The sequence below is a fragment of the Streptomyces lucensis JCM 4490 genome (genome assembly GCF_014650035.1).
In the GTDB taxonomy this organism is placed as follows: domain Bacteria; phylum Actinomycetota; class Actinomycetes; order Streptomycetales; family Streptomycetaceae; genus Streptomyces; species Streptomyces lucensis.
This window is the reverse complement of the sequence record NZ_BMUE01000001.1, coordinates 366,713-392,866: the sequence shown is the minus strand read 5'-3', so window position 1 is coordinate 392,866 and position 26,154 is coordinate 366,713. Positions and strand designations below refer to the sequence as shown.

Below are 26,154 nucleotides of genomic sequence, written 5' to 3'. Positions count from 1 at the left end.
CAGGTGGCGCGAACGCGCGCTCCCGCTACTCCCCCGGCCACTCGGGCTTCCGCTTCTCGTTGAACGCCGCGACCCCCTCCGCACGGTCCCCCGAGAACGCCACCGACCGCCACGCCGCGTCCTCGACCTCCAGCCCGGCCCGCAGGTCCAGCCCGTGCCCCAGCCGCAGCGCCCGCTTGGCGGCGCGCAGGCCGACCGGCGAGTTCCCGGCGATCCGGGCGGCCAGCTCCAGCGCCTCCTCCCGGTCCCGGCCCGCCTCGACCAACCGGTCCACCAGCCCGAGCCCGGCCGCCTCCGCCGCCTCCAGCCGCCGCGCGGTGAAGATCAGCTCGGCGGCGCGCGCCGCACCGACCCGCCGCGGCAGCAGCTGCGTACCGCCGCCGCCCGGGATCACCCCCACCGACACCTCCGGCAGCCCCAGCACGGCCGTGCCGTCGGCCACGATCAGGTCGCAGGACAGGGCCAGCTCGAACCCGCCGCCCAGCGCGAACCCGTGCACCGCGGCGATCGTCGGCATCGGAAGCTCCAGCACCCCGGTGTACGCCCCGCGGGCCACCGGCCGCTGCCGCACCAGGTCGGCGTCGCTGAAGGAGTTGCGTTCCTTCAGGTCGGCCCCGACGCAGAACGCCCGCTCGTGGGAGGAGGTCAGGACGACCACGCGCGCGTCCCGGTCGGCGGCGAGCGCCGTGCAGGCCGCCGCGATCGAGCGGGCCATCTCCGTCGAGACGGCGTTCATGGCCTTGGGCCGGTCCAGCACCAGCTCCGCAACGTGTCCGTGCCGCCGTACCAGCACGAACTCGCCGAACCGCTCCTCGCTCATGACGCCCTCCGGTTAACGCGGGTTAACTCACTGTCGGCCTGATCATCGCAGCCGTACCCGCTCGCGTGAAGTCCGGGGGGCTACGCCCGTTCGAGTGACATCCCGGCTTTCTGCACGCACACCGCCCACAGCAGCGCATAGCGTGCGCTCCGCCATGGCGCGCCCCGGGCGCGCGGCCGGGAGGGAACCCATGACGACACCGATACGCGCGCAGTCCCGTACGGCACAGGGGCGCGAGCCGGGCGGCGGGGGCATATCCGTCCTGCGGCGCGGGCGGCACCGCAAGCCCCGTCCCCGCAAGGCGCTGCTCGCCGCCGGCGGTCTCGCCCTCGCCGCCGGGGTGCTCGGCCTGGTCCGGGTCGCCCCGGAGCCGGGCGCCGGCGCCCCGGGCACGGCGCGGGCGGAGCCCCGCCCGGACGCGGGCGGCGTCCCGGGCGGCTCGGCGGACACCGCCGCCACCGTCACGGACGCCCCGAGCGCGCCGCCCTCGGCGACCACCCCCATGGGCGGCGGCGGTTCCGCGCCGGCCGGCACCGGGGAACCGGCCCCCACCGACCGGGACACCGCCGCGGATGCCCCGTCCGGCGAGCCGCCCGCCGCACCGACCGCCATTCCGACCGGGGCCGGGACCCCCTCGGCACCGCGCGCCACACCGCGGCCCTCGACGACGCCCTCCACCCCGCGTCCGGCACCGGCGACTCCCACGCCCACGCCCACTCCGGGCCACGGCACGGCGGAGCCCGACCCGGGAGGGGTGTGCCTGCCGGTCATCGGCCTGTGCGTGGACGTGCTCGGGGTGCCTGAGCGGTAGGCGAAGTGGTCAGTGCGCGGTCAGGACCGGCCGTCCCGGCGTGCGGTCAGGACTGGCCGTCCCGGCGTGCGAGCAGCCACGGCTCGACCACGCCGAGGCCGCGCACCGGGCGCTGCCACATCGGCTGGAGCGCGAAGCGGTACACCGGCGGCTCCTCGCCCTCCTTCTCGGCGGCCGCGGCTGCCTCCGCCGCCTCCGCCTCGGACGCGGGCGCCTCACCGGTGCGGATCAGCTCCTCCGCGAAGGCGCTGTCCACCAGGACGGCGTCCCGGGGCGCTATGGAGGTCAGCCGGGAGGCCAGGTTCACCGTCGTGCCGAACACATCGCCCATCCGGGTGGTCACCGTGCCGAACGCCATGCCGACCCGCAGCTCCGGCATCGTCTCGTCGTTCGCCATCGTCTCGACCAGCCGCAGCGCGATGTCCGCGGCGATGCCGGCGTCGTCCGCCGCGTACAGCACCTCGTCACCGAGGGTCTTGATGAGCCGCCCGCCGCGCGCGGCCACCAGGTCGGCGGCGGTCGTCTCGAAGGCCTCGACGAGTTCGCCGAGTTCCTCCTCCTCCATGCGGCGGGTCAACCGGGTGAAGCCGACCAGGTCGGCGAAGCCGACGGCGAGCCGACGGTCGACCATCTCCTCGTCGTCGCCGGTCTGCACGACCCGGCCGGCGGAGGCGGCGAGCTGGCGCCGCCACACGTAGACGAGGAACTCCTCCAGCTCGGGCAGGAGCAGCTCGACGATCGGGTACGTCACCTCGGTGCGGGTCATGCCCGGCTCCGGGGGCTCGGTCAGGCCCTCCAGGAAGGAATCGATCTGCCATTCCGCCAACCGGGCGGTGGTCTGCCCCGTGGACCGGGCGACCTGCACCGCCATGGCCTCGCTGAGCAGCCCCGCCTCGACCAGGCCGGCGAGCCGCCGCAGGGCCAGTACGTCGGCCTCGGTGAGCGCCTTGGCCTGCCCGATGTCGGCGAAGCCCATGGCCCGCCAGAAGCGGGAGGCCAGCTCCATGGAGACGCCGGCACTGCGGGCCGCCTGGAAGGGGGTGTAGCGGCGCTCGGCGCCCAGAATGAGCTGTTCGAGGCGCAGGGCGAGCGGGTCTTCGCCGGTGTCGGCCGCGGCCTCCGGGTCCACCCGGCCGTCCGCGTCCGCGCCGGAGCCCGTGTCGTCGACGGTCACGCCTGCTGCCCTTCCGATCTGCCACGGTCAGGTATCGACCGGCCTCAACTCTACGGCAGGTGTGCGCCAGCTCACTCCGTCGGGCCGGGCCGGCTGCCGGTCACCTCGCCCGGGCGCGCCACCATCGCAGCCGGTCACGCAGTTCCCCGCGCCCCTTCAAGCGCGTAGCCGCGGGCAGTCGTGCCGCTGGGGGCGGCACGGGTGGGCACGGCGGCACCCCGCACGCGCGGGCGAGCGACCCCACCACCGCCCCTGTCCGGCGCGTCGTGGCGTATCGCGCAGTTCCCCGCGCGTAGCCGCGGGCAGTCGTGCCGCTGGGGCGGCACGGGTGGGCGCGGCGGCACCCCGCACGCGCGGGCGAGCGACCCCACCACCGCCGCCCCTGTCCGGCGCGGCACCGTCGTGGCCGGTCGCGCAGTTCCCCGCGCCCCTGAGGGGTTGCAGTACCGCCTGCTGACACGCCCCGCGCACGCCCGCGCCCCTGAGGGGTTGCGGGGCCGCCTGCTGACACGCCCGCGGGCGCCCCGCCCCCGGGGGATCGCAGTTCCGCCTGCCGCCCCGCACCGCCCCGCCTACGCCGGCCTCAGGTGCACGATGTCGCCCGCGCCCACCGGCTCCTGCACGCCCTCCTCCGTCGCGATGACCAGCCGCCCGTCACCGTCCACGGCGACCGCCTCGCCCACGACCGACCGGTCCCCCGGCAGTTCCGCCCGCACCACCCGGCCGAGCGTCGCGCACCCCGCCGCGTACGTCTCCTGCAGCCCGCTGGCGCCGGGGTCGCCCCCCGCCGCCCGCCACCGCCCGTACCAGTCCTCCAGCGACCGCAGCACGGCCCGCAGCAGCGGGTCGCGGTCCGTGCCCCGCGCTCCGGCCAGCGCCAGCGAACCCGCCTGCGGCACCGGCAGTTCGTCCGCCCGCAGCGTGACGTTGACGCCGACACCGATGACGATCCCGTTGCCGCCCGCCCGCTCGGCCAGGATGCCGCCCGCCTTGCGTTCCTCCCCGCCGACGGTCACCAGCAGGTCGTTCGGCCATTTGAGTGCCGTGTCGACGCCAGCGGCCCGGGACAGGCCGGTCGCCACCGCCACCCCGGTCAGCAGCGGCAGCCACCCCCAGCGGGCCACCGGCACCTCGGCCGGGTCGAGCAGCACGGAGAAGAACAGGCCCGAGCGCGGCGGCGCCGTCCACCGGCGGTCCAGGCGGCCCCGGCCCGACGTCTGCTCCTCGGCCACCAGCACCGCGCCCTCCGCCGCCTTGCCGGCGGCGGCCAGCGCGACCAGGTCGTTGTTGGTGGAGCCGGTGCGCCCGGTCACCTCCAGGGACGACCACAGCCCGCCCTCGCGCACCAGCGCCCGCCGCAGCGCGGTCGCGTTCAGGGGCGGGCGGTCGAGGTCGGACCAGCGGCTGCCGTTGTCGTCTGCTGCATCTCGGGGCGTCATGCAAGCCACCCTAGGTGTGGTAAACGACGCAGTGCTGATCGGTAGGCCCGCCACTACTCTACGGATGAGTAACCGTCCCCCCTTTTGAGCAGGCAGGGAGCCGTATCCCGATGTCCGAGCCGGAAGAGCGTCACGAGATCCAAGGGATCGACATCCACACGACCGCGGGCAAACTCGCGGATCTCCAGCGCCGCATCCACGAAGCGACGCACGCCGGCTCGGAACGCGCCGTCGAGAAGCAGCACGCGAAGGGCAAGCTGACGGCCCGTGAGCGGATCGAACTGCTGCTGGACGAGGGTTCGTTCGTAGAGCTGGACGAGTTCGCCCGACACCGCTCCACCAACTTCGGGCTGGAGAGGAACCGCCCGTACGGCGACGGCGTCGTCACCGGGTACGGCACGGTGGACGGCCGGCCCGTCGCCGTGTTCTCGCAGGACTTCACCGTCTTCGGCGGCGCGCTCGGCGAGGTCTACGGGCAGAAGATCGTCAAGGTGATGGACTTCGCGCTGAAGACCGGCTGCCCCGTCGTCGGCATCAACGACTCCGGTGGCGCGCGGATCCAGGAGGGCGTCGCCTCCCTCGGCGCATACGGCGAGATCTTCCGCCGCAACACCCACGCCTCCGGCGTGATCCCGCAGATCAGCCTGGTCGTCGGGCCGTGTGCGGGCGGTGCCGTCTACTCCCCGGCGATCACCGACTTCACGGTCATGGTCGACCAGACGTCGCACATGTTCATCACCGGCCCGGACGTCATCAAGACCGTCACCGGCGAGGACGTCGGCTTCGAGGAGCTGGGAGGCGCGCGCACCCACAACTCGGCCTCCGGTGTGGCGCACCACATGGCCGGGGACGAGAAGGACGCCATCGAGTACGTCAAGCAGCTGCTGTCGTACCTGCCGTCCAACAACCTCTCCGAGGCGCCGGTCTTCCCGGAGGACGCGGACCTCTCCGTCAGCGCCGAGGACCTGGAGCTGGACACGCTCGTCCCGGACAGCGCGAACCAGCCGTACGACATCCGCACGGTCATCGAGCACGTCCTGGACGACGCCGAGTTCTTCGAGACCCAGGCGCTGTTCGCGCCGAACATCGTCACCGGCTTCGGCCGGGTCGAGGGCCACCCGGTCGGCGTGGTCGCCAACCAGCCGATGCAGTTCGCCGGCTGCCTCGACATCGACGCCTCCGAGAAGGCGGCCCGTTTCGTGCGGACCTGCGACGCCTTCAACGTCCCGGTGCTCACCTTCGTGGACGTGCCCGGCTTCCTGCCCGGCGTCGGCCAGGAGCACACCGGCATCATCCGCCGCGGCGCCAAGCTGATCTACGCCTACGCCGAGGCCACCGTCCCGCTGATCACCGTGATCACCCGCAAGGCGTTCGGCGGCGCCTACGACGTCATGGGCTCCAAGCACCTGGGCGCCGACCTCAACCTGGCCTGGCCGACCGCCCAGATCGCCGTGATGGGCGCCCAGGGCGCGGTCAACATCCTGCACCGCCGCACCCTCGCCGAGGCGGAGGCGAGCGGGGAGGACGTCGAGGCCGTGCGGGCCCGGCTCATCCAGGAGTACGAGGACACCCTCCTCAACCCCTACGTCGCGGCCGAGCGCGGCTACATCGACGCGGTGATCATGCCGTCCGACACCCGTGCCCACATCGTCCGCGGCCTGCGTCAGCTGCGCACGAAGCGGGAATCCCTGCCGCCGAAGAAGCACGGGAACATCCCCCTGTAGGCCGGTGCGAGCGTAAGGAGCCGTCATGACGATCAAGGTCGTACGAGGCAATCCGACCCCGGAGGAGCTGGCCGCCGCCCTGGCGGTGGTCCGAGCCCGCGCCGCGGTGGCGGCGGCCCTGCCGTCCGGCGCGGAGGGCCCGAAGGACGCGTGGGCCGACCCGTCCCGCATCGCCTCGGCGCGTGTGCCGCGTCCGGGCCCGGCGTCCTGGACCCGGACCTTCTGGCCGAGCTGAGGGCGGCCCGGGCCGCGGGTGCCGGAAACCGCGCAGGTCGGGGCGGTACCGGGCGCCGACTTGAGTACCCGTACTCAGGCGCCCGGGCCGCGGCCCGGCGCACGCTGGGACCATGCTGTGGTCAGACCCCGAGAACGAGCCGCCCGACGAACTGCGCGAGATGCAGGACATGCTGCGGCGGCTCGGTGTCTTCATGGCTCTGGCGATGGTGCTGGCGATGGTCGTGATCGGTCTGAGGTGAGTCCACCGGCACCACGCGTCTAACCTGAACGCATGACCGCTGAGCGCCACAGGCGACTTGTGCTCGCCTCCCAGTCCCCCGCCCGGCTCGGCCTGCTCCGGCAGGCCGGCTTCGCGCCCGAGGTGATCGTGAGCGGGGTCGACGAGGACGCCGTCTCCGCGCCCACCCCGGCCGAGCTGGCGCTCGCGCTGGCCGAGGCGAAGGCCTCGGTGGTGGCGGCGAAGCCGGAGGTGCAGGGCGCCCTGGTGATCGGCTGCGACTCGGTGCTGGAGCTGGACGGACAGGCGCTCGGCAAGCCCGCCGACGCCGAGGAGGCCACCGCCCGCTGGAAGGCGATGCGCGGACGCGCCGGAGTGCTCCAGACGGGTCACTGCGTCTGGGACACGGAGGCCAAGCGGTACGTCTCGGCGACCGCCTCCACCGTCGTCCGTTTCGGCGAGCCCAGTGACCAGGAGATCGCCGCCTACGTGGCCTCCGGCGAACCGCTCCACGTCGCCGGGGCGTTCACCCTGGACGGCCGTTCGGCGCCGTTCATCGAGGGCATCGACGGCGACCACGGCAACGTGATCGGCATCAGCCTGCCCTTGGTGCGCAAGCTCCTCGCGGAACTGGGTGTAGGCATCACGGAGTTGTGGGCGCCGACCCGGTGACCTGGGCGGGGGCGGGGTCCTGCGGCTCCGCCTCCCCGTCCCGCGGCGCGCCGCGCTGCTCCGGTATCTGCACCGGCCCCGGCGCGGTGGCCGGAGCGGCCTCGGGCCCGGCCTGTGCCCGCGGGTCACCGCCCTCGCCGGCCCCGCCCCCGCCGGCCGCCTGCTCCGGGCCGTCCGCGCGGTCGTAGGTCATCAGCAGCAGGACGATGAGCGCGAGCACCACCACCATGAACGCGAAGGCGTTCCAGCCGATCAGACCCCAGGCGAAGGCGCCCAGCAGGCCGTGCACCACGGCCGCGCTGATGAGCAGGACGCGGCCGAAGCCCGCCGGGGCCCGGTTGCGGATCCCGACCAGCAGGGCCACCAGGGCGCACAGGGCGAAGTAGAGGCCGAAGACGACGCCGCCGACCTTCGAGGACGTCGACATGACGTCCGGGTCGAGGCCGGCCAGGGACATCTTCTGCCGGTCCACGACCATGCCGAGGAACCAGTTCACCGCGGCGATGCCGAACGCCTCGGCGAGCAGGACGACCGCCACGATCCACGCCACCGGTCTGCGCACCACCGGTCCCCACCCACTTCCAGCCAGCGTTCTGTTACCCCAGGTACGTTCGAGCCATCGCGAACGCTACTAACGGGTATACGCGGGGACAAGGGTTCGTGCGGCGGCAAAGAATCATTGGGCCATTCGTAGGGACTCGACAAAGAAACTGAGTGGGCCGCAGCACGCCACTACAGAGACCTTGACCACATGAGGGGGCTAGGGTTTCCCGGAGGAGTCCTGCGTACTGCGGTGCGACAAGGACTTTCGCGGGTCGAGCGGGCCTCGAATCACGCTCCGTGTGGGCAAGCTCACCATTGGGGACGGGTCGAAGTGTCGTGTCGGCAGTCCCTAAACTCGGCTTGTTTCAAGGAGGGAGCCTCAATCGTGCGCAAGGTGCTCATCGCCAACCGTGGCGAAATCGCTGTCCGCGTGGCCCGGGCCTGCCGGGACGCCGGGATCGCGAGCGTGGCCGTCTACGCCGACCCGGACCGGGACGCTCTGCATGTCCGCGCCGCGGATGAGGCGTTCGCCCTGGGCGGTGACACTCCGGCCACCAGTTATCTGGACTTCGAGAAGGTGCTGAACGCGGCCCGGGAGTCCGGCGCGGACGCCGTCCATCCGGGTTACGGCTTCCTCTCGGAGAACGCCGACTTCGCCCAGGCGGTCCTGGACGCGGGCCTGATCTGGATCGGCCCGCCCCCGCAGGCCATCCGCGACCTGGGTGACAAGGTCGCGGCCCGGCACATCGCCCAGCGTGCCGGCGCCCCGCTGGTGGCCGGCACGCCCGATCCGGTGAGCGGTGCAGAGGAGGTCGTCGCCTTCGCGCAGGAGCACGGCCTGCCCATCGCCATCAAGGCCGCCTTCGGCGGCGGCGGCCGCGGCCTGAAGGTCGCCCGCACCCTCGAAGAGGTCCCGGAGCTGTACGACTCCGCGGTGCGCGAGGCGGTCGCCGCCTTCGGCCGCGGCGAGTGCTTCGTGGAGCGCTACCTGGACCGTCCGCGGCACGTGGAGACCCAGTGCCTGGCGGACAAGCACGGCAACGTGGTCGTCGTCTCCACCCGTGACTGCTCGCTGCAGCGCCGCCACCAGAAGCTGGTGGAGGAGGCTCCGGCGCCGTTCCTGTCCGACGAGCAGGTCGCCGAGCTGTACCGCGCCTCGAAGGCCATCCTGAAGGAGGCCGGCTACGAGGGCGCCGGCACCTGTGAGTTCCTGGTCGGCCAGGACGGCACGATCTCCTTCCTCGAGGTGAACACCCGCCTCCAGGTGGAGCACCCGGTGACCGAGGAGGTCGCCGGCATCGACCTGGTGCGCGAGATGTTCCGCATCGCCGACGGCGAGGAGCTGGGTTACGACGACCCGACGCTGCGCGGTCACTCGTTCGAGTTCCGCATCAACGGCGAGGACCCGGGCCGCAACTTCCTCCCCGCCCCCGGCACGGTCACGAAGTTCGACGCGCCGTCCGGCCCCGGTGTCCGTCTGGACGCGGGCGTGGAGGCCGGCTCGGTGATCGGCCCGGCGTGGGACTCGCTGCTGGCCAAGCTGATCGTGACGGGCCGCACCCGCAAGGAGGCCCTGGAGCGGGCCGCCCGTGCGCTGGACGAGTTCCAGGTCGAGGGCATGGCCACGGCCATCCCCTTCCACCGCGTGGTGGTCAGGGACCCGGCGTTCGCGCCGGAGCTGACCGGCACGACGGATCCGTTCACGGTCCACACCCGCTGGATCGAGACCGAGTTCGTCAACGAGATCAAGCCGTTCGCCGCCCCCGCCGACACCGAGGCGGACGAGGACGCGGGCACCCGCGAGACGGTCGTCGTCGAGGTGGGCGGCAAGCGCCTCGAGGTCTCCCTGCCGGCCTCGCTCGGCATGTCCCTGGCCCGCACCGGCCTCGCGGCGGGCGCCAAGCCCAAGCGCCGCGCGGCGAAGAAGTCCGGCCCCGTCGCCTCCGGCGACACCCTCGCCTCGCCGATGCAGGGCACGATCGTGAAGATCGCGGTCGAGGAGGGCCAGGAGGTCCAGGAGGGCGACCTGATCGTCGTCCTGGAGGCCATGAAGATGGAGCAGCCGCTGAACGCGCACAAGGCCGGCACCATCAAGGGCCTGTCCGCCGAGGTCGGCGCGTCCGTCACGTCGGGCGCGGCGATCTGCGAGATCAAGGACTGACGCCCACCACAGGGCAACGACGCCCGGCAGGCCTCCAGGCCTGCCGGGCGTCACCGTTCACGGGGAACGCAGGGGCGCGGGCTGCGCGACCAGCCAACTCGAACTGGTCCCACCCAGGGGCGCGGGCTGCGCGACCAGCCACAACACACCCGCGGCAAACCGACGGCCCCCCGCCCCACGGCGAGATGGCACCATCCCCCCAGCCGCCCAACGCCACCACATAGCCGACCCGACCCCAGCCAACCCAGGGGCGCGGGGAACTGCGCGACCAGCCACAACGCACCCGCGGCGAACCACGAACCCCAGACCCCACGGCGACAAGGCCCCGTCCCCCCAGCGGCCTAGCGCCGCCGCAGGTCCGCCACCCGCCCCCGCTCGGCCCCGCTCGGCTGCTCCCCCATGACCCCGCGCAGCCCACTCCCACCGGGCACCCCCCGCCGAGGCCCCGGCAAGGGAGACCGCTGGCGCGCCGTGGGCCCCGGATCACCCCCCGGGCTCCCGTTCGCCCCGGGGACGGCGATCTGCACCCCCTGGTCGGCGAGGGCCTGCAGCTCGGTGGCGGCACGGTCGTCGTGCGCGGGCGGCTCGTCGGTGACCAGGCGGGTGATGAGATCCGTCGGCACCGTCTGGAACATCGTGTCCATGCCCAGCTTGGAGTGGTCGGCGAGGACCACGACCTCCGCGGCGGCCTGCACCAGCGCCCGGTCGACGGACGCCGAGAGCATGTTGGACGTGGACAGCCCGCGCTCGGCGGTGAGCCCGCTCCCGGACAGGAAGGCCTTGGACACGCGCAGCCCCTGCAGGGACTGTTCGGCGCCGGAGCCGACGAGGGCGTAGTTGGAGCCGCGCAGGGTGCCGCCGGTCATCACGACCTCCACCCGGTTGGCGTGGGCCAGCGCCTGTGCCACCAGCAGCGAGTTGGTGACGACGGTCAGTCCGGGCACCCGCGCGAGCCGGCGGGCCAGCTCCTGCGTCGTGGTGCCCGCGCCGACCACGATGGCCTCGCCCTCTTCGACGAGCCCCGCGGCGAGGTCGGCGATGGCCGTCTTCTCGGCGGTCGCGAGATGAGACTTCTGCGGAAAGCCGGACTCCCGCGTGAACCCGCCCGGCAGTACCGCACCGCCGTGCCGGCGGTCGAGGAGTCCTTCTGCCTCCAGTGCGCGCACGTCCCGCCGTACGGTCACTTCGGAGGTCTGGACGACGCGGGCGAGTTCACGGAGCGACACGGCACCGTTCGCTCGCACCATTTCGAGGATCAATTGGCGACGTTCAGCAGCGAACACGAAACTGACAGTAACCCCAGCGACCGTCTGCTTTCAGCAGTTTGCGCCGAATAACAGATGTTGTTCGCATGGCAGGGCGCGAGGTGGTATAGGGCCTAGCCGCCCTGACTATGCCGCACGCACACGCCGCGACTCCCCGTGACCAGCGGGGAGCCGGGCGAGGGACCGGGCTAGGCCTCGGCGCTCGCCTTGCGGGTGTGCAGCTGGCGGGCGACCTCGGCGATCGACCCGGACAGGGACGGGTACACGGTGAAGGCGTTCGCGATCTGCTCGACCGTCAGATTGTTGTCGACGGCGATCGAGATGGGGTGGATCAGTTCCGAGGCGCGGGGCGCGACGACCACACCGCCGACGACGATCCCGGTGCCCGGACGGCAGAAGATCTTCACGAAGCCGTCCCGGATGCCCTGCATCTTGGCGCGCGGGTTGCGCAGCAGCGGCAGTTTCACGACCCGGGCGTCGATCTTGCCCCCGTCCACGTCCGCCTGCGAGTAGCCGACGGTGGCGATCTCGGGGTCGGTGAAGACGTTGGAGGAGACCGTCTTCAGGTTGAGCGGGGCCACCGCGTCGCCGAGGAAGTGGTACATGGCGATGCGCCCCTGCATGGCGGCGACGGACGCGAGCGCGAAGACACCGGTCACGTCGCCGGCCGCGTAGACGCCGGGAGCGGTCGTGCGGGACACCTTGTCGGTCCAGATGTGACCCGACTCGCGCAGCCTGACGCCGGCCTCCTCCAGGCCGAGGCCCGCGCTGTTCGGGATGGCGCCGACGGCCATGAGGCAGTGCGAGCCGGTGATGACGCGCCCGTCGGCCAGGGTGACCTCCACCCGGTCGCCGACCCGCTTGGCGGACTGCGCGCGGGAGCGGGCCATCACGTTCATGCCGCGGCGCCGGAAGACGTCCTCCAGGACGGCGGCGGCGTCGGGGTCCTCGCCGGGCAGCACGCGGTCGCGCGAGGACACGAGGGTGACCTTGGACCCGAGCGCCTGGTAGGCGCCGGCGAACTCGGCACCGGTCACACCGGAGCCGACCACGATCAGCTCCTCCGGCAACTCGGTGAGGTCGTAGACCTGGGTCCAGTTGAGGATGCGCTCGCCGTCGGGCTGGGCGTCGGGCAGCTCGCGCGGGTGACCGCCGGTGGCGATGAGGACGGCGTCGGCGGTGAGGGTCTCCTCGGTGCCGTCGGCGGCGGTGACGACGACCTTGCGGGAACCGTCGAGGGCCTGCATGCCGTCCAGCCGGCCGCGGCCGCGCATGACCCGGGCGCCGGCCCGTGTGACGGACGCGGTGATGTCGTGCGACTGCGCGAGCGCCAGCCGCTTCACCCGGCGGTTGACCTTGCCGAGGTCCACGCCGACCACCCGGGCCGCCTGCTCCAGCGGCGGGGTGTCGTCGGCGACGATGATCCCCAGCTCCTCGTAGGAGGAGTCGAAGGTGGTCATCACCTCGGCCGTGGCGATGAGGGTCTTCGACGGCACGCAGTCGGTCAGTACCGACGCTCCGCCCAGACCGTCGCAGTCGACGACGGTCACCTCCGCGCCGAGCTGAGCGGCGACCAGCGCCGCTTCGTATCCGCCTGGTCCGCCACCGATGATCACGATCCGAGTCACGTACCCCATTGTCCCGCACCCTTCAAGGTGCTACTGCCCGGGGGGCGCACCGAAGGGGCACGGGTGACACCCGTGGGACCGGAGTGACCTTCTGGGGCCGGAGTGACCCGCGTGTCACTGCCGTACCCTTCCCCCATGGCGCTCTATGCCGCGTACGCCGGCAACCTCGACGCGCGGCTGATGTCCCGCCGCGCCCCGCACTCCCCGCTGCGCGCCACCGGCTGGCTGAACGGCTGGCGGCTGACCTTCGGCGGCGAGCAGCTGGGCTGGGAGGGCGCGCTCGCGACGATCGTGGAGGACCCGCCGGCACAGGTCTTCGTGGGCCTGTACGACATCGCACCCATGGACGAGGAGTCGCTCGACCGGTGGGAGGGCGTGGGCCTCGGCATCTACCGGCGCGTGCGGGTGCGCGTGCACACCCTGGACGGCGAGGAGCCGGCCTGGGCGTACGTCCTCAACGGCTACGAGGGCGGCCTGCCCTCGGCCCGGTACCTGGGCGAGGTCGCCGACGCGGCGGAGTCCGCGGGGGCGCCGCACGACTACGTGATGGAACTGCGCAAGCGCCCCTGCTGAGCGGATCCCTGCCCCCTCCGCCGCGGCTTTCCCGCCCTTGTGCCCACCCTCAGCGGAATACGACAAGACAACGATCTCATTCACGTGTGACTTGTCATCTACGCGCGTAGGCGAGAACCGGCTACCCTCATCGGCGTGAACGCATCTCTTCTTCCGGACGACATCCAGGGCGACCCCTACGCCGCCGCCGACGCCGCCGCCGCGCGCCTGCGCGAACTCACCGGCGCCGAGACCCACGACGTCGCCCTGGTGATGGGCTCCGGCTGGGCCCCGGCCGTCGACGCACTGGGCGCACCCGACGCCGAGTTCCAGGTCACCGAGCTGCCCGGCTTCCCGCCGCCGGCCGTGGAGGGCCACGGCGGCAAGGTCCGCTCGTACTCCTTCGGTGACAAGCGCGCCCTGGTCTTCCTGGGCCGCACCCACTACTACGAGGGCCGTGGTGTCGCCGCCGTCGCCCACGGCGTACGCACCGCCGTCGCCGCCGGCTGCAAGACCGTGGTCCTCACCAACGGCTGCGGCGGCCTGCGCGAGGGCATGCGCCCCGGCCAGCCCGTCCTGATCAGCGACCACATCAACCTGACGGCCACGTCCCCGATCGTCGGCGCCAACTTCGTCGACCTGACGGACCTGTACTCGCCGCGCCTGCGCGCCCTGTGCAAGGAGATCGACTCCTCCCTGGAGGAGGGCGTCTACGCGCAGTTCCCCGGCCCGCACTACGAGACCCCGGCCGAGATCCGCATGGCCCGCGTCATCGGCGCGGACCTGGTCGGCATGTCCACGGTCCTGGAGGCGATCGCCGCCCGCGAGGCCGGCGCCGAGGTGCTGGGCATCTCCCTGGTCACCAACCTGGCCGCGGGCATGACCGGCGAGCCCCTCAACCACGAGGAGGTCCTCCAGGCTGGCCGCGACTCGGCGGCGCGGATGGGCCAGCTGCTGGCGCAGGTGCTGGGCCGGATCTGAGCCGGCCGCGCTCCGGCGGACCGGCCGGGCCGCCGCCGCGGGACGCTCCGGCCGGCCGGGCCCCCGCCGCCTCGCGTTCCCGTCGCCCGTCCGGACCCCCGCCCTCGCGTCCCCGTCGCCCGCCCTCAGGACCGGTGCGTGACGACGGGGCACGTGAGCCGGGCGTGGCGCCGCCGTCGTACGGGCCGGGCGCGGATGCTGTCCGCACAGGTGCGATCCCGCACGGGCGGAACCCCGGGCGGGACCAGGCAAACACAGGAGAGGTTGATCCCAAGGTGCACGACGATCTCATCGCCCGGGCGCGCGTATGGCTCGCCGAGGACCCCGACACGGAGACCCGTGCCGAACTCGCCGGGCTGATCGACGCCGGTGACGTGAAGGAGCTGTCGGCCCGCTTCTCGGGCACCCTGCAGTTCGGCACCGCCGGCCTGCGCGGCGAACTCGGCGCCGGCCCGATGCGCATGAACCGCGGCGTCGTCATCCGCGCCGCCGCCGGCCTCGCCGCGTACCTGAAGAAGAACGGCACCCCCCACGGGGGCCAGGACGCCGGTCTGGTCGTCATCGGCTACGACGCCCGCCACAAGTCCGCCGACTTCGCCCGGGACACCGCCGCCGTGATGACCGGCGCCGGACTGCGCGCGGCGGTGCTCCCGCGGCCCCTGCCCACCCCCGTGCTGGCCTTCGCCATAAGGCACCTGGGCGCGGTCGCGGGCGTGGAGGTCACCGCCAGCCACAACCCGCCCCGCGACAACGGCTACAAGGTCTACCTCGGCGACGGCTCCCAGATCGTCCCGCCCGCCGACGCGGGGATCGCCGCCGAGATCGACGCGATCGCCTCCCTGCACGACGTGCCGCGCCCGGACGCCGGCTGGGAGACCCTGGACGACGCCGTCCTGGATGCCTACCTCGCCCGTACGGACGCTGTCCTGGCAGCGGGCTCCCCGCGGACGGCCCGCACCGTCTACACGGCGATGCACGGCGTCGGCAGGGACGTGCTGCTGGCCGCCTTCGCCCGCGCGGGCTTCCCCGAGCCGGTGCTGGTGGCCGAGCAGGCCGACCCGGACCCGGACTTCCCGACGGTCGCCTTCCCCAACCCGGAGGAGCCGGGCGCGATGGACCTGGCGTTCGCCCGGGCCCGCGCCACCCGCCCGGACCTGGTCATCGCCAACGACCCGGACGCGGACCGCTGCGCGGTGGCGGTGCCGGACGGCGGCGACTGGCGGATGCTGCGCGGCGACGAGGTCGGGTCCCTGCTCGCCGCCCATCTGGTGCGGCGCGGTGTCAGCGGCACCTTCGCGGAGTCGATCGTCTCCTCCTCCCTGCTCGGCCGGATCGCCGGGAAGGCGGGCCTGCCGTACGAGGAGACGCTGACCGGCTTCAAGTGGATCGCCCGCGTCGACGGCCTGCGCTACGGCTACGAGGAGGCCCTCGGCTACTGCGTGGACCCCGAGGGCGTGCGCGACAAGGACGGCATCACGGCCGCCCTGCTGATCACGGAACTCGCCTCGGAGCTCAAGGAGGAGGGCCGTACCCTCCTCGACCTGCTGGACGACCTCGCCGTCGAGCACGGCCTGCACGCGACCGACCAGCTGTCGGTCCGGGTGCAGGACCTGTCGCTCATCGCGGACGCCATGCGCCGCCTGCGCGAGCGGCCGCCGGCCGAGCTGGCCGGGCTGCCCGTCACCCGCGCCGAGGACCTCACCCGGGGCACGGACCGGCTGCCGCCCACCGACGGCCTGCGCTACACCCTGGACGGCGCCCGCGTCATCGTCCGCCCGAGCGGCACCGAGCCCAAACTCAAGTGCTACCTGGAGGTCGTCGTGCCGGTCGCGCACCGCGCCGGCCTCCCGTCCGCCCGCACCCGCGCGACCGAGCTGCTGACCGCCATCAAGCACGACCTGTCGACGGCCGCCGGCATCTGAATCCCACCGGGGTGCCCCGCCCGGGGGCGCCCCGGACCAGGCCGCAGCGACCGCCTACCCGCACGTACGAAGTACCGCCGCGCCCACCCTGCAGCCCCAGCGACACGACTGCCCGCGGCTGGGGTGCGGGGCGCCCCAGGACCTGACAGCCGACGGCACCACACCCCCCTCGGGGGCGCGAGGAAGTGCACGACCAGCCACAACGGCGCCGCACCCGAACCAGGCCGCAACGGCCACCCACCCGCACGTGCGGGGGCACCGCCGACGCTCAGCCCGTCGCCAGCAGGATCGCCAGCAGGATCGCGCCCGCCACCGCCGGTGCGGCGACCTCGTACGCCCAGCGGACCGTCGGCTCGCCCTGGGCCGTCTCCGCGTCGCCGCGCCGCTCCAGGAGTTCACGCAGGTCGTCCATGACCCGGTCGCCCTCCGCCCGGGCCGGTCCGACGTCCGCGCCACGCAGGCCGAACCCGCCGAAGCCGAGGCCGCTGGAGCCGAGGCCTCCGGTGCGTCCGCCCGGCGTCACGCCGCGGGCCGCGTCCACCGCCGCCCGTTCCTGCCGGCGCGTCGCCTTCTTGCGGGCCCGCAGCGAGACGGGGACGGCCCACAGCTGGTACTTGGTGCCGGACCTGGCGACGACCTCGTTGGAGTAGCCGGAGCGCAGGGCGCCGATCTGGCCCCAGGGCAGTGTGATCACCCGGAAGGGGTTGCGGATGCGCAGCCGGTCCTCGTTGGCGAAGACGGCCGGGCGCAGTGTGAAGGCCACCACCAGCGGCACCGCCAGGATCATCCCGGCGAGCGCCAGCCACGGGGTGCGGCCGTGGCCCTTGAAGAGCGCGTCGAAGCCCAGCCAGCCGACGACCACGAGCAGCAGCACACCGCCCGCCAGCGCCATGGGAGCGCGGTAGATGCGGTCCTTGGCGGGTGACGCCGGAGGCTGTGACGCGGGAGACGGGTGGTCCGGGGTGGTCATGGGTCCGATTCTGCCCGACACCGGCGGCGGTGCCCCCGGGTACCCCGCAACCGGCGCTCATCCGTGATCTGCGGAGGTGCGATGAGCGGCCGGGGGTGTACAGCCGCTACGCGCGTAGATATGCTCGTCTGGTGACCATGCCCACTACCGCACCCACAGCTCACGCTCTCGCCGACGTCACCGCGTCCGACAGCACGCTGCGCCGCTTCCTGCACGGGCTGCCCGGCGTCGACGCGGTCGGCCTGGAGGCGCGCGCCGCGTCTCTCGGCACCCGTTCCATCAAGACCACCGCGAAGGCGTACGCCATCGACCTCGCCATCTCGATGGTCGACCTGACGACGCTGGAAGGCGCGGACACCCCGGGCAAGGTCCGGGCGCTCGGCGCCAAGGCGGTCCGTCCCGACCCGACCGACCGCACCACCCCGGCCACCGCCGCCGTCTGCGTCTACCCCGACATGGTGGCCGTCGCCAAGGAGGCCGTCGCCGGCTCCGGTGTGAAGGTCGCCTCGGTCGCCACCGCCTTCCCGGCCGGACGCGCCGCCCTGGAGGTGAAGCTGGCCGACGTGCGCGACGCCGTCGCCGCCGGCGCCGACGAGATCGACATGGTGATCGACCGGGGCGCGTTCCTCGCCGGCAAGTACCTCAAGGTGTACGACGAGATCGTCGCCGTGAAGGAGGCCTGCGGCACGAGCGCCCGGCTGAAGGTCATCTTCGAGACCGGCGAGCTGTCGACGTACGACAACATCCGCCGCGCCTCCTGGCTCGGCATGCTGGCCGGCGCCGACTTCATCAAGACCTCCACCGGCAAGGTCGCCGTCAACGCCACCCCGGCGAACACCCTGCTGATGCTGGAGGCGGTGCGCGACTTCCGCGCCCAGACCGGCGTCCAGGTCGGCGTGAAGCCCGCCGGCGGCATCCGCACCACCAAGGACGCCGTCAAGTTCCTCGTCCTGGTCAACGAGACCGCCGGCGCGGACTGGCTGGACAACCACTGGTTCCGCTTCGGCGCCTCCTCGCTCCTGAACGACCTGCTGATGCAGCGGCAGAAGCTGGCCACCGGCCGCTACTCCGGCCCCGACTACGTGACGGTGGACTGATCCTCATGGCTTCCGTATTCGAGTACGCCCCGGCGCCCGAGTCCCGCTCGGTCGTCGACATCGCCCCCTCCTACGGCCTGTTCATCGACGGCGAGTTCGTCGAGGCGGCCGACGGCAAGGTCTTCAAGACGGTCAGCCCGTCGACCGAGGAGGTCCTCTCCGAGGTCGCGCAGGCCGGCGCCGAGGACGTCGAGCGCGCGGTGAAGGCCGCCCGCAAGGCGTTCGGGAAGTGGTCGGCGCTGCCCGGTTCCGAGCGCGCCAAGTACCTGTTCCGCATCGCCCGGATCATCCAGGAGCGCAGCCGCGAGCTGGCCGTCCTGGAGACGCTGGACAACGGCAAGCCGATCAAGGAGACCCGCGACGCCGACCTGCCGCTGGTCGCCGCGCACTTCTTCTACTACGCGGGCTGGGCCGACAAGCTGGACCACGCCGGTTTCGGCGCCGATCCGAAGCCCCTCGGCGTCGCCGGCCAGGTCATCCCCTGGAACTTCCCGCTGCTGATGCTGGCGTGGAAGATCGCCCCGGCCCTCGCGACCGGCAACACGGTCGTGCTGAAGCCGGCGGAGACCACGCCCCTGTCGGCGCTCTTCTTCGCGGACATCTGCCGTCAGGCGGGCCTGCCCAAGGGCGTCGTCAACATCCTTCCCGGCTACGGCGACGCGGGCGCCGCGCTCGTCGCGCACCCGGACGTGAACAAGGTCGCCTTCACCGGCTCCACGGCCGTCGGCAAGGAGATCGCCCGCACGGTCGCGGGCACGAGGAAGAAGCTCACCCTCGAACTGGGCGGCAAGGGCGCGAACATCGTCTTCGACGACGCGCCGATCGACCAGGCCGTCGAGGGCATCGTGACCGGCATCTTCTTCAACCAGGGCCAGGTCTGCTGCGCCGGTTCCCGCCTTCTGGTCCAGGAGTCGGTCCAGGACGAGCTGCTGGACTCCCTCAAGCGCCGCCTGTCCACCCTGCGCCTCGGTGACCCGCTGGACAAGAACACCGACATCGGCGCGATCAACTCCGCCGAGCAGCTGGCCCGGATCACCGCGCTCACCGAGCGCGGCGAGGCGGAGGGCGCCGAGCGCTGGTCCCCGGCCTGCGAACTGCCCTCCTCCGGTTACTGGTTCGCCCCGACGCTCTTCACGAACGTCACCCAGGCGCACACCATCGCCCGCGACGAGATCTTCGGCCCGGTGCTGTCGGTCCTCACCTTCCGCACGCCCGACGAGGCGGTCGCCAAGGCCAACAACACCCAGTACGGCCTGTCGGCGGGCATCTGGACCGAGAAGGGCTCGCGGATCCTGGCCGTCGCGAACAAGCTGCGCGCCGGTGTCGTCTGGTCCAACACGTTCAACAAGTTCGACCCGACCTCGCCGTTCGGCGGCTACAAGGAGTCGGGCTTCGGCCGCGAGGGCGGCCGCCACGGCCTGGAGGCGTACCTCGATGTCTGATGAGCAGCGGCTTTCCGTCTTCAAGACCTACAAGCTGTACGTGGGCGGCAAGTTCCCGCGTTCCGAGAGCGGCCGGGTGTACGAGGTGACGGCTAGGACGTCAGCCGCTGAGGCGGCGGGCAAGGGCAAGTGGCTGGCCAACGCGCCGCAGTCGTCCCGCAAGGACGCCCGTGACGCGGTGGTCGCCGCGCGCAAGGCGTTCGGCGGCTGGTCGGGCGCGACCGCCTACAACCGCGGCCAGGTCCTCTACCGCGTCGCGGAGATGCTGGAGGGCCGCCGCGAGCAGTTCGTGCGCGAGGTGGCCGACGCGGAGGGCCTGTCGAAGTCCAAGGCGGCCGCGGTCGTGGACGCCGCGATCGACCGCTGGGTCTGGTACGCGGGCTGGACGGACAAGATCGCCCAGGTGATCGGCGGCGCCAACCCGGTCGCGGGCCCGTTCTTCAACCTGTCCTCGCCCGAGCCGACCGGCGTGGTCGCCGTCCTCGCCCCGCAGGAGTCGTCCTTCCTGGGCCTCGTCTCGGTCGTCGCCCCGGTGATCGCCACCGGCAACACGGCCGTCGTGGTGGCCTCCGAGAAGGCCCCGCTGCCGGCCCTGTCCCTGGGCGAGGTGCTGGCCACCTCCGACGTGCCGGGCGGCGTGGTCAACATCCTGTCCGGCCGTACGGCGGAGATCGCCGCGCCGCTGGCCGCGCACCAGGACGTCAACGCGATCGACCTCGCGGGCGCCGACGAGACGCTGGCGAAGGAACTGGAGATCGCGGCGGCGGACAACCTCAAGCGCGTTCTGCGTCCACAGGCTGTGGATTACTTCCGGACGCCGGACACCGACCGGATGACGGCGTTCCTGGAGACGAAGACCGTGTGGCACCCGACGGGGTCGCTGGGAGCGTCCGGGTCGTCGTACTGACCCGTCTCGCACGCGAAGGGCGCGGGGACGTCCCCGCGCCCTTCGCGTGCGCCGTACCGCCGGCGGCCCGTCAGCGGCCCACCGCGGTGAGGGCCTGACCGGCCACCGGCACGCTCCCCACGGACTCCGCCTGCGCCACGGGCCCCGTCAGCATCCGCGAGCCGACCGGCTTGAAGTCGCCCACCTGCGTACCCACTCCGTTGTCGAGGGGATCCACACCGGTGCCCGCGAGCGGGTTCGGCTTGAGTCCGGCCACCGTGCCGGTCGCGTGTCCCACCGAGCCGGTCAGGGCCCGCACGCCCGACTGGGCGTCGACGCCGCCGGCGTCCAGCGGCCGCTGGTCCGGCGCCGGCACCGAGTGGGCCGACGCCGTGGCCGCCCCCGCGCCGAGGGCCGCTCCGGCGGCCGCAAGGGCGATCAGGGCGCGCCGCGCGGCCGGGTGCGTGGAGAGGGTGTGTCGGGCCATCGATGGTGCCACCTTCTGGTGCGCAGGGTGATGAGTACAGCACACAGGGTAGTTGAGTCGCGAGTCACGCTCAAAAGCCGACCCGCGGGGTCGGCAGGGGGCCCGCCATGCGTCAAACTGGTGTTCCGTGAGCCTCCTTACCCCGTCCCCCGCCCGTGTCGTGCTGCTGTGCGGCCCCTCGGGCTCGGGCAAGTCCCTCGTCGCCGCCCGCTCCGGGCTTCCCGTCCTGCGTCTGGACGACTTCTACAAGGAGGCCTGCGATCCGACTCTGCCCCTGGTGGAGGGCAGTTCGGACATCGACTGGGACCACCCCGCGTCGTGGGACGCCGAGGTCGCGGTCGAGGCCATCACCCGGCTGTGCGCGACCAGGTCGGCGCCGGTGCCGGTGTACGACCTCTCGCTGAGCGCCCGTACCGGCGAGGACACGCTGGACATCGGCCGGACGCCGCTGTTCATCGCCGAGGGCGTCTTCGCCGCGGAGATCGTCGGACGCTGCCGGGAGCTGGGGGTGCTCGCGGACGCGCTCTGCCTGACCCGCGGGCCGGTGACCACCTTCCGGCGGCGCTTCCTGCGGGACCTGAAGGAGGGCCGCAAGTCGGTGCCGTTCCTGCTGCGCCGCGGCTGGCGGCTGATGCGCGCGGAACGCTCGATCGTGGCCCGCCAGGTGTCGCTGGGCGCACACCCCTGCGACCGGGACGAGGCGCTGGGCCGGCTGGCGGCAGCGACGGCGGGCCGGCAGGCGCGCCACGAGACGGTGGCCTGACGGCGGCCTGACGGCGGACGCGGGTGCGCCCGCTGACGAGGGCGTGCTCACGGACGGTCGCGTGGCCGCCGTCCGGACATGCGAAACGGGACTGGCCGGACCCCCCGGTCCTCCAGTCCCGCTCCTCTTGCTCCCCCGTGCTGTTCCCCCGTGTCCCCCCGTTTTCCCCGTTCTCCCCCGTGGGACCGCCCCCCAGCGGTCCCCGTCCTCCCCCGTCCCCCCTGACCTCAGGCGACCAGTTCGCCGAAGGCGTTCTCCTCGTCACGGCCGAAGCTGAGGACCTCGTCCTCACGCAGCCGGCGCAGCGAGCGCCAGATGCTGGACTTCACCGTGCCGACGCTGATGCCGAGGATGTCCGCGATCTCCGGGTCCGTGCGGCCCTCGTAGTAGCGCAGGACCAGCATGGTGCGCTGCAGTTCGGGCAGCCGGGCCAGCGCCTGCCACAGGACCGCGCGCAGCTCGGTGCCGCGCATCGCGTCCGTCTCGCCGGGCGTCTCCGGAAGTTCCTCGGTCGGGTACTCGTTGAGCTTGCGGCGCCGCCAGGCGCTGATGTGCAGGTTCGTCATGGTGCGGCGGAGGTAGCCGCCCACGGCCGCCTTGTCGCTGATCCGCTCCCAGGCCCGGTACGTCGAGAACAGCGCGCTCTGCAGCAGGTCCTCGGCCTCGAAGCGGTCACCGGTCAGGTGGTAGGCGGTGGCGTACAGGGAGGCGCGGCGCTCCTGGACGTAGGCGGTGAACTCCGCCTCCGTCAGCGAGGGGCGCTCCCCCGAGTCCTCCCTGTACGCGGTTCCCCCGTGCGTGTCCCCCGTGCGGGCGTCAACCACCGTCATGTAGGCGCTGTGCTGACGCCCGGCACCGCGGGCGCACCCCCGTCCTCCCCCACGCTCGAACGCGCTCGCGCGGGAGGTGCCCCCATCGGCACCGGACTTCTCCGAACCCCGGTGCACGTCGTGCAGACGCGTGACCACTGCGCTGGTGCTGATGCTGTGCAGCGTGTTCATCTCGCGCTCCCCGTGGTGGACTTCCGGTGATTCGGTCGTGCTCCGGGCCGATTTCCGGATCACCGCCGGCCCGTGTCCAAAAGACTGCCGGGATCACTTCATCGCCGTGTCCGTCGACTGTCACAGACCTGTCACAGGGGCCCGGCACACGCCTGTCACACTGGGCACACAGGTGGTGGCGGTACGCGGGGATCGGTCCCACAGGTCGTCCGGCGCCCCCTCCATGGGCCAGAATGAGCCCCGTGCCTTCCCTGTTGCTGATCGAGGACGACGACGCCATCCGCACGGCCCTGGAGCTCTCCCTGACGCGCCAGGGACACCGGGTGGCCACCGCTGCCAGCGGCGAGGACGGTCTGAAGCTGCTGCGCGAGCAGCGGCCGGACCTGATCGTGCTGGACGTCATGCTGCCCGGCATCGACGGGTTCGAGGTGTGCCGGCGCATCCGGCGCACCGACCAGCTGCCGATCATCCTGCTGACCGCGCGCAGCGACGACATCGACGTGGTGGTCGGGCTGGAGTCCGGCGCCGACGACTATGTGGTCAAGCCGGTGCAGGGGCGGGTGCTGGACGCCCGGATCCGGGCCGTGCTGCGGCGCGGGGAGCGGGAGTCCAGCGACTCGGCGACGTTCGGCAGCCTGGTCATCGACCGTTCGGCGATGACCGTGACGAAGAACGGCGAGGACCTGCAGCTGACCCCGACCGAGCTGCGGCTGCTGCTGGAACTGAGCCGGCGGCCCGGTCAGGCCCTGTCCCGGCAGCAGCTGCTGCGGCTGGTCTGGGAGCACGACTACCTGGGCGACTCCCGCCTGGTGGACGCGTGCGTGCAGCGGCTGCGCGCCAAGGTGGAGGACGTCCCCTCGTCCCCGACGCTGATCCGTACCGTCCGTGGTGTCGGCTACCGCCTGGACACTCCTCAGTGACCGACACGCGAGGGGGGCTGCGCGGCTGGGCCGTGGGGCGCAGGGGAAGTCTGTCGCGGCTCAGGTTCACCAGCCTGCGGCTGCGGCTGGTGCTGGTCTTCGCGCTGGTCGCGCTCACCGCCGCGGTGTCGGCGTCGGGCATCGCCTACTGGCTCAACCGGGAGGCCGTGCTCACCCGCGCCCAGGACGCGGTGCTGCGCGACTTCCGGCAGGAGATGCAGAACCGCGTGGGGGCGCTGCCCGAACACCCCACGCAGGACGCGCTGCAGCGCGCCGCGGGCCAGATGGCCGCCGGCGGCCAGCACTTCAGCGTGCTGCTGGTCGGGCAGGACGCGGACGGCAAGACGGTGTACGGCAGTTCGGGCGGCATCAACGGCTTCCAGCTGGAGGACGTGCCGAAGTCGCTGCGCGCGGCCGTGAACAAGCGGCAGAAGGTGACCGACTCCAACGAGGACCCGTACCACCTCTACTGGCAGCGGGTCACGGACCACGACACGCCCTATCTGGTGGCCGGCACGCGGGTGATCGGCGGCGGGCCGACGGGCTACATGGCGAAGTCCCTGGAGCCGGAGGCCAAGGACCTCAACTCGCTGGCCTGGTCGCTGGGCATCGCCACCGGTCTGGCGCTGATCGGTGCCGCGCTGCTCGCGCAGGCCGCCGCGACGACCGTGCTGAAGCCGGTGCACCGGCTGGGCGTGGCCGCCCGGCGACTGGGCGAGGGCAGGCTCGACACCCGGCTGCGGGTGTCCGGCACGGACGAACTCGCCGATCTGTCGCGGACGTTCAACAACGCGGCCGAGGCGCTGGAGCAACGGGTCGCGGAGATGGCCGCCCGGGACGAGGCCTCGCGCCGGTTCGTGGCCGACATGTCGCACGAGCTGCGGACCCCGCTGACCGCCATCACCGCCGTCACGGAGGTGCTGGAGGAGGAGCTGGAGTCGGAGGCCGGCGGCATCGACCCCATGGTCGAGCCCGCGGTCCGGCTCGTGGTCAGCGAGACCCGGCGGCTGAACGACCTGGTCGAGAACCTGATGGAGGTCACCCGCTTCGACGCGGGCACGGCCCGGCTGGTCCTCGACGACGTCGACCTCGCCGACCAGATCACCGCCTGCATCGACGCCCGCGCCTGGCTGGACGCGGTCGAACTGGACACCGAGCGCGGCGTCCACGCCCTGCTGGACCCGCGCCGCCTGGACGTCATACTCGCCAACCTGATCGGCAACGCGCTCAAGCACGGCGGATCGCCGGTGCGCGTGTCGGTGCGGGAGGCGGAGGACGAAGTGGTGATCCGGGTCCGCGACCACGGCCCCGGCATCCCCGAGGACGTCCTCCCGCACGTCTTCGACCGCTTCTACAAGGCGAGCGCCTCCCGGCCACGCTCCGAGGGCAGCGGTCTCGGCCTTTCCATCGCCCTGGAGAACGCCCACATCCACGGCGGTGAGATCACCGCCGAGAACTCCCCGGACGGCGGCGCGGTGTTCACGCTGCGCCTGCCACGGGACGCCTCGCGGCTGACCGAGGAGGCGGCGCAGGGCGAGGGCGGCAGGAGCGGTGACGGTGACGGTGGTTCTGGAAAGGAGGGGTCATGACCGTACGACGCCTGATGCTGGCCCTGCCCCTTCTGGGCGTGCTGCTCACCGGCTGTGGCATCCGGGCCACGGAGGTGCCGACCGACTTCGGGGCGGCGCCCTCCCGCGTGCCGTGCTCGCTGGCCGGCCCCGACCTGTCGACACAGTCCGCGCACGGAGTGCCCGTGCAGGTCTTCCTGCTGTGCCGGGCGTCCCTGGTGGCCGTCGACCGGACCGTGCGCGTGCCGGAGGGCACCCCGGACGCCCGGCGCCGGGTGATCGTGGCGCAGGGGCTGCTGGACCAGCTGGCCGCGGCGCCGTCGGCCTCGGAGAAGGCGGCGGGGTACGCGACGTACGTGCCGGGCGGCCTGAGCGTGTCCGGGCCCGGCGGGCACGACCCCGAGGACGCGCTCCGGCTGAGCGCCGCCCCGAGCCGGCTCAGCTCGTACGCCCTCGCGCAGCTGGTGTGCACCCTGTCCGACTCGGCGGCCACCGAGGGGGACGGGTCGGTGATCCTGGGCGGCCCCGGCGGTCTGCCGCTGCGCCGCTACGACTGCACCGACGACGTCCGCAACGCTCCGGGCTCTACGCAGCCGCCGTCGAGCCCGGTCTCTGCCGTGTAGGGCTCGGCCGACGCCGTTGCCCGTAGGGCCGCCCTTCGTCCGCGGGCCGGTCGTGACCGGTCGCGCAGTTCCCCGCGCCCCTGGGGAGTTGCGGGAACCGGCGCCTGTACGCCGCCGCAGCCGCGGGCAGTCGTGCCGCTGGGGCGGCACGGGTGGGCGCGGCGGCACCCGGTGAGCGCCGGTGAGCGAGAAGGGCCCCAGATCCGCCGAGGAAAGTTCCACGCGGAACCGATCGGGCCCGGCACCGCGTC

General features: G+C 72.9%; 25 protein-coding genes. 16 read left to right on the top strand and 9 right to left on the bottom strand.

From position 1 onward, the window contains the following. Nucleotides 1-25: 25 nt before the first annotated feature. Nucleotides 26-820: an enoyl-CoA hydratase/isomerase family protein gene (locus IE177_RS01770; protein ID WP_190012887.1), complete on the bottom strand. Its 795-nt coding sequence runs from the start codon at nt 818-820 to the stop codon at nt 26-28. Nucleotides 821-1,010: 190 nt separating this feature from the next. Between IE177_RS01770 and IE177_RS01765 the strand changes: the two genes are divergently transcribed. Then, nucleotides 1,011-1,631 (top strand): hypothetical protein, encoded by a 621-nt coding sequence (locus IE177_RS01765; RefSeq protein WP_229815850.1) that lies wholly within the window; start codon nt 1,011-1,013, stop codon nt 1,629-1,631. 46 nt (nt 1,632-1,677) lie between these two features. Here the strand turns inward: IE177_RS01765 and IE177_RS01760 are convergent, their stop codons facing one another. Both IE177_RS01760 and IE177_RS01755 read right to left on the bottom strand, forming a co-directional pair. Then, nucleotides 1,678-2,805 carry an adenylate/guanylate cyclase domain-containing protein gene (locus IE177_RS01760; RefSeq protein ID WP_190012886.1) on the bottom strand — a complete coding sequence of 376 codons (1,128 nt, stop codon included), beginning with the start codon at nt 2,803-2,805 and terminating at the stop codon, nt 1,678-1,680. 572 nt (nt 2,806-3,377) lie between these two features. Beyond that, nucleotides 3,378-4,244: a biotin--[acetyl-CoA-carboxylase] ligase gene (locus IE177_RS01755; protein ID WP_190012885.1), complete on the bottom strand. Its 867-nt coding sequence runs from the start codon at nt 4,242-4,244 to the stop codon at nt 3,378-3,380. A gap of 110 nt (nt 4,245-4,354) precedes the next feature. Between IE177_RS01755 and IE177_RS01750 the strand changes: the two genes are divergently transcribed. The 4 genes from IE177_RS01750 (at nt 4,355) to IE177_RS01740 (ending at nt 7,094) form a co-directional block, all read left to right on the top strand. Next, nucleotides 4,355-5,968 (top strand): acyl-CoA carboxylase subunit beta, encoded by a 1,614-nt coding sequence (locus tag IE177_RS01750; protein ID WP_190012884.1) that lies wholly within the window; start codon nt 4,355-4,357, stop codon nt 5,966-5,968. A gap of 25 nt (nt 5,969-5,993) precedes the next feature. After that, nucleotides 5,994-6,203: an acyl-CoA carboxylase epsilon subunit gene (locus IE177_RS01745; RefSeq protein WP_190012883.1), complete on the top strand. Its 210-nt coding sequence runs from the start codon at nt 5,994-5,996 to the stop codon at nt 6,201-6,203. Between the two features lie 112 nt (nt 6,204-6,315). After that, nucleotides 6,316-6,444 carry a morphogenic membrane protein MmpB gene (mmpB, locus tag IE177_RS35355; RefSeq protein ID WP_268253150.1) on the top strand — a complete coding sequence of 43 codons (129 nt, stop codon included), beginning with the start codon at nt 6,316-6,318 and terminating at the stop codon, nt 6,442-6,444. A 32-nt stretch (nt 6,445-6,476) separates the two neighbouring features. Beyond that, entirely contained in the window at nt 6,477-7,094 is a 618-nt protein-coding gene (locus IE177_RS01740; RefSeq protein ID WP_190012882.1) for a Maf family protein, read from the top strand. Here the strand turns inward: IE177_RS01740 and IE177_RS01735 are convergent. Beyond that, entirely contained in the window at nt 7,066-7,659 is a 594-nt protein-coding gene (locus IE177_RS01735) for a hypothetical protein (RefSeq protein ID WP_190012881.1), read from the bottom strand. The two genes, IE177_RS01740 and IE177_RS01735, sit on opposite strands and share 29 nt — an antisense overlap. A 363-nt stretch (nt 7,660-8,022) precedes the next feature. Between IE177_RS01735 and IE177_RS01730 the strand changes: the two genes are divergently transcribed. Further along, nucleotides 8,023-9,798 (top strand): acetyl/propionyl/methylcrotonyl-CoA carboxylase subunit alpha, encoded by a 1,776-nt coding sequence (locus IE177_RS01730; protein WP_190012880.1) that lies wholly within the window; start codon nt 8,023-8,025, stop codon nt 9,796-9,798. Between the two features lie 341 nt (nt 9,799-10,139). Here IE177_RS01730 and IE177_RS01725 read toward each other — a convergent pair whose 3' ends face one another. Next, the gene (locus tag IE177_RS01725; RefSeq protein WP_190012879.1) at nt 10,140-11,081 is read right to left on the bottom strand and encodes a DeoR/GlpR family DNA-binding transcription regulator; all 942 of its coding nucleotides are present in this window, start codon (nt 11,079-11,081) and stop codon (nt 10,140-10,142) included. A 170-nt stretch (nt 11,082-11,251) separates the two neighbouring features. After that, the gene (locus tag IE177_RS01720) at nt 11,252-12,700 is read right to left on the bottom strand and encodes an NAD(P)H-quinone dehydrogenase (RefSeq protein ID WP_190012878.1); all 1,449 of its coding nucleotides are present in this window, start codon (nt 12,698-12,700) and stop codon (nt 11,252-11,254) included. Nucleotides 12,701-12,826: 126 nt separating this feature from the next. On the opposite strand from IE177_RS01720, the gene IE177_RS01715 reads away from it, so the two are divergent. The 3 genes from IE177_RS01715 to IE177_RS01705 all read left to right on the top strand — a co-directional run bounded on the left by IE177_RS01715 (nt 12,827) and on the right by IE177_RS01705 (nt 16,146). Beyond that, entirely contained in the window at nt 12,827-13,264 is a 438-nt protein-coding gene (locus tag IE177_RS01715; protein WP_190012877.1) for a gamma-glutamylcyclotransferase family protein, read from the top strand. A 135-nt stretch (nt 13,265-13,399) separates the two neighbouring features. Beyond that, complete coding sequence (locus IE177_RS01710) at nt 13,400-14,224, top strand: purine-nucleoside phosphorylase (protein WP_190012876.1); 825 nt, start codon at nt 13,400-13,402, stop codon at nt 14,222-14,224. Nucleotides 14,225-14,499: 275 nt separating this feature from the next. Continuing rightward, nucleotides 14,500-16,146, top strand: coding sequence for a phospho-sugar mutase (locus IE177_RS01705; protein ID WP_190012875.1), 1,647 nt, complete (start codon nt 14,500-14,502; stop codon nt 16,144-16,146). A 268-nt stretch (nt 16,147-16,414) separates the two neighbouring features. Here the strand turns inward: IE177_RS01705 and IE177_RS01700 are convergent, their stop codons facing one another. Continuing rightward, complete coding sequence (locus IE177_RS01700; RefSeq protein WP_190012874.1) at nt 16,415-17,116, bottom strand: PH domain-containing protein; 702 nt, start codon at nt 17,114-17,116, stop codon at nt 16,415-16,417. A 137-nt stretch (nt 17,117-17,253) separates the two neighbouring features. Between IE177_RS01700 and deoC the strand changes: the two genes are divergently transcribed. The 3 genes from deoC to IE177_RS01685 are packed head-to-tail and all read left to right on the top strand — an operon-like array spanning nt 17,254 to nt 20,562. After that, complete coding sequence (deoC, locus tag IE177_RS01695; protein ID WP_190013334.1) at nt 17,254-18,213, top strand: deoxyribose-phosphate aldolase; 960 nt, start codon at nt 17,254-17,256, stop codon at nt 18,211-18,213. Between the two features lie 5 nt (nt 18,214-18,218). Then, the gene (locus tag IE177_RS01690) at nt 18,219-19,655 is read left to right on the top strand and encodes an aldehyde dehydrogenase family protein (RefSeq protein WP_190012873.1); all 1,437 of its coding nucleotides are present in this window, start codon (nt 18,219-18,221) and stop codon (nt 19,653-19,655) included. Next, nucleotides 19,648-20,562, top strand: a complete 915-nt coding sequence (locus tag IE177_RS01685) for an aldehyde dehydrogenase family protein (protein WP_190012872.1) — start codon at nt 19,648-19,650, stop codon at nt 20,560-20,562. The genes IE177_RS01690 and IE177_RS01685 overlap by 8 nt, the downstream gene beginning before the upstream one ends. A 70-nt stretch (nt 20,563-20,632) precedes the next feature. On the opposite strand, the gene IE177_RS01680 is transcribed toward IE177_RS01685, so the two are convergent. Beyond that, entirely contained in the window at nt 20,633-21,028 is a 396-nt protein-coding gene (locus tag IE177_RS01680) for a hypothetical protein (protein ID WP_190012871.1), read from the bottom strand. Between the two features lie 160 nt (nt 21,029-21,188). Here IE177_RS01680 and IE177_RS01675 point away from each other — a divergent pair, with 160 nt between their 5' ends. Beyond that, nucleotides 21,189-21,791, top strand: coding sequence for a uridine kinase family protein (locus IE177_RS01675; protein ID WP_190013333.1), 603 nt, complete (start codon nt 21,189-21,191; stop codon nt 21,789-21,791). 227 nt (nt 21,792-22,018) lie between these two features. On the opposite strand, the gene IE177_RS01670 is transcribed toward IE177_RS01675, so the two are convergent. Next, nucleotides 22,019-22,792, bottom strand: a complete 774-nt coding sequence (locus tag IE177_RS01670) for a SigE family RNA polymerase sigma factor (RefSeq protein ID WP_190012870.1) — start codon at nt 22,790-22,792, stop codon at nt 22,019-22,021. 242 nt (nt 22,793-23,034) lie between these two features. Here IE177_RS01670 and afsQ1 point away from each other — a divergent pair, with 242 nt between their 5' ends. Genes afsQ1 through IE177_RS01655 form a run of 3 tightly spaced genes read left to right on the top strand, consistent with a single transcriptional unit; the run spans nt 23,035 to nt 25,903 of the window. Next, nucleotides 23,035-23,712 carry a two-component system response regulator AfsQ1 gene (gene afsQ1, locus IE177_RS01665; RefSeq protein WP_190012869.1) on the top strand — a complete coding sequence of 226 codons (678 nt, stop codon included), beginning with the start codon at nt 23,035-23,037 and terminating at the stop codon, nt 23,710-23,712. Beyond that, on the top strand, nt 23,709-25,301 hold the full coding sequence (locus IE177_RS01660) for an ATP-binding protein (protein WP_190012868.1): 1,593 nt from the start codon (nt 23,709-23,711) through the stop codon (nt 25,299-25,301). Before afsQ1 ends, IE177_RS01660 begins: the two co-directional genes overlap by 4 nt. Beyond that, nucleotides 25,298-25,903 carry a hypothetical protein gene (locus IE177_RS01655; protein ID WP_190012867.1) on the top strand — a complete coding sequence of 202 codons (606 nt, stop codon included), beginning with the start codon at nt 25,298-25,300 and terminating at the stop codon, nt 25,901-25,903. Before IE177_RS01660 ends, IE177_RS01655 begins: the two co-directional genes overlap by 4 nt. Nucleotides 25,904-26,154: the final 251 nt, after the last annotated feature.

Bases quoted from the DNA above. Each gene is read 5' to 3' on its own strand.
- IE177_RS01670 (WP_190012870.1), bottom strand. From the start codon at position 22,792: ATGAACACGCTGCACAGCATCAGCACCAGCGCAGTGGTCACGCGTCTG.
- IE177_RS01680 (WP_190012871.1), bottom strand. From the start codon at position 21,028: ATGGCCCGACACACCCTCTCCACGCACCCGGCCGCGCGGCGCGCCCTG.
- mmpB (WP_268253150.1), top strand. From the start codon at position 6,316: ATGCTGTGGTCAGACCCCGAGAACGAGCCGCCCGACGAACTGCGCGAG.
- IE177_RS01655 (WP_190012867.1), top strand. From the start codon at position 25,298: ATGACCGTACGACGCCTGATGCTGGCCCTGCCCCTTCTGGGCGTGCTG.
- IE177_RS01720 (WP_190012878.1), bottom strand. From the start codon at position 12,700: ATGGGGTACGTGACTCGGATCGTGATCATCGGTGGCGGACCAGGCGGA.
- IE177_RS01765 (WP_229815850.1), top strand. From the start codon at position 1,011: ATGACGACACCGATACGCGCGCAGTCCCGTACGGCACAGGGGCGCGAG.
- IE177_RS01685 (WP_190012872.1), top strand. From the start codon at position 19,648: ATGTCTGATGAGCAGCGGCTTTCCGTCTTCAAGACCTACAAGCTGTAC.
- IE177_RS01755 (WP_190012885.1), bottom strand. From the start codon at position 4,244: ATGACGCCCCGAGATGCAGCAGACGACAACGGCAGCCGCTGGTCCGAC.
- IE177_RS01740 (WP_190012882.1), top strand. From the start codon at position 6,477: ATGACCGCTGAGCGCCACAGGCGACTTGTGCTCGCCTCCCAGTCCCCC.
- IE177_RS01715 (WP_190012877.1), top strand. From the start codon at position 12,827: ATGGCGCTCTATGCCGCGTACGCCGGCAACCTCGACGCGCGGCTGATG.
- IE177_RS01745 (WP_190012883.1), top strand. From the start codon at position 5,994: ATGACGATCAAGGTCGTACGAGGCAATCCGACCCCGGAGGAGCTGGCC.
- IE177_RS01700 (WP_190012874.1), bottom strand. From the start codon at position 17,116: ATGACCACCCCGGACCACCCGTCTCCCGCGTCACAGCCTCCGGCGTCA.
- IE177_RS01770 (WP_190012887.1), bottom strand. From the start codon at position 820: ATGAGCGAGGAGCGGTTCGGCGAGTTCGTGCTGGTACGGCGGCACGGA.
- deoC (WP_190013334.1), top strand. From the start codon at position 17,254: ATGCCCACTACCGCACCCACAGCTCACGCTCTCGCCGACGTCACCGCG.
- IE177_RS01690 (WP_190012873.1), top strand. From the start codon at position 18,219: ATGGCTTCCGTATTCGAGTACGCCCCGGCGCCCGAGTCCCGCTCGGTC.
- IE177_RS01750 (WP_190012884.1), top strand. From the start codon at position 4,355: ATGTCCGAGCCGGAAGAGCGTCACGAGATCCAAGGGATCGACATCCAC.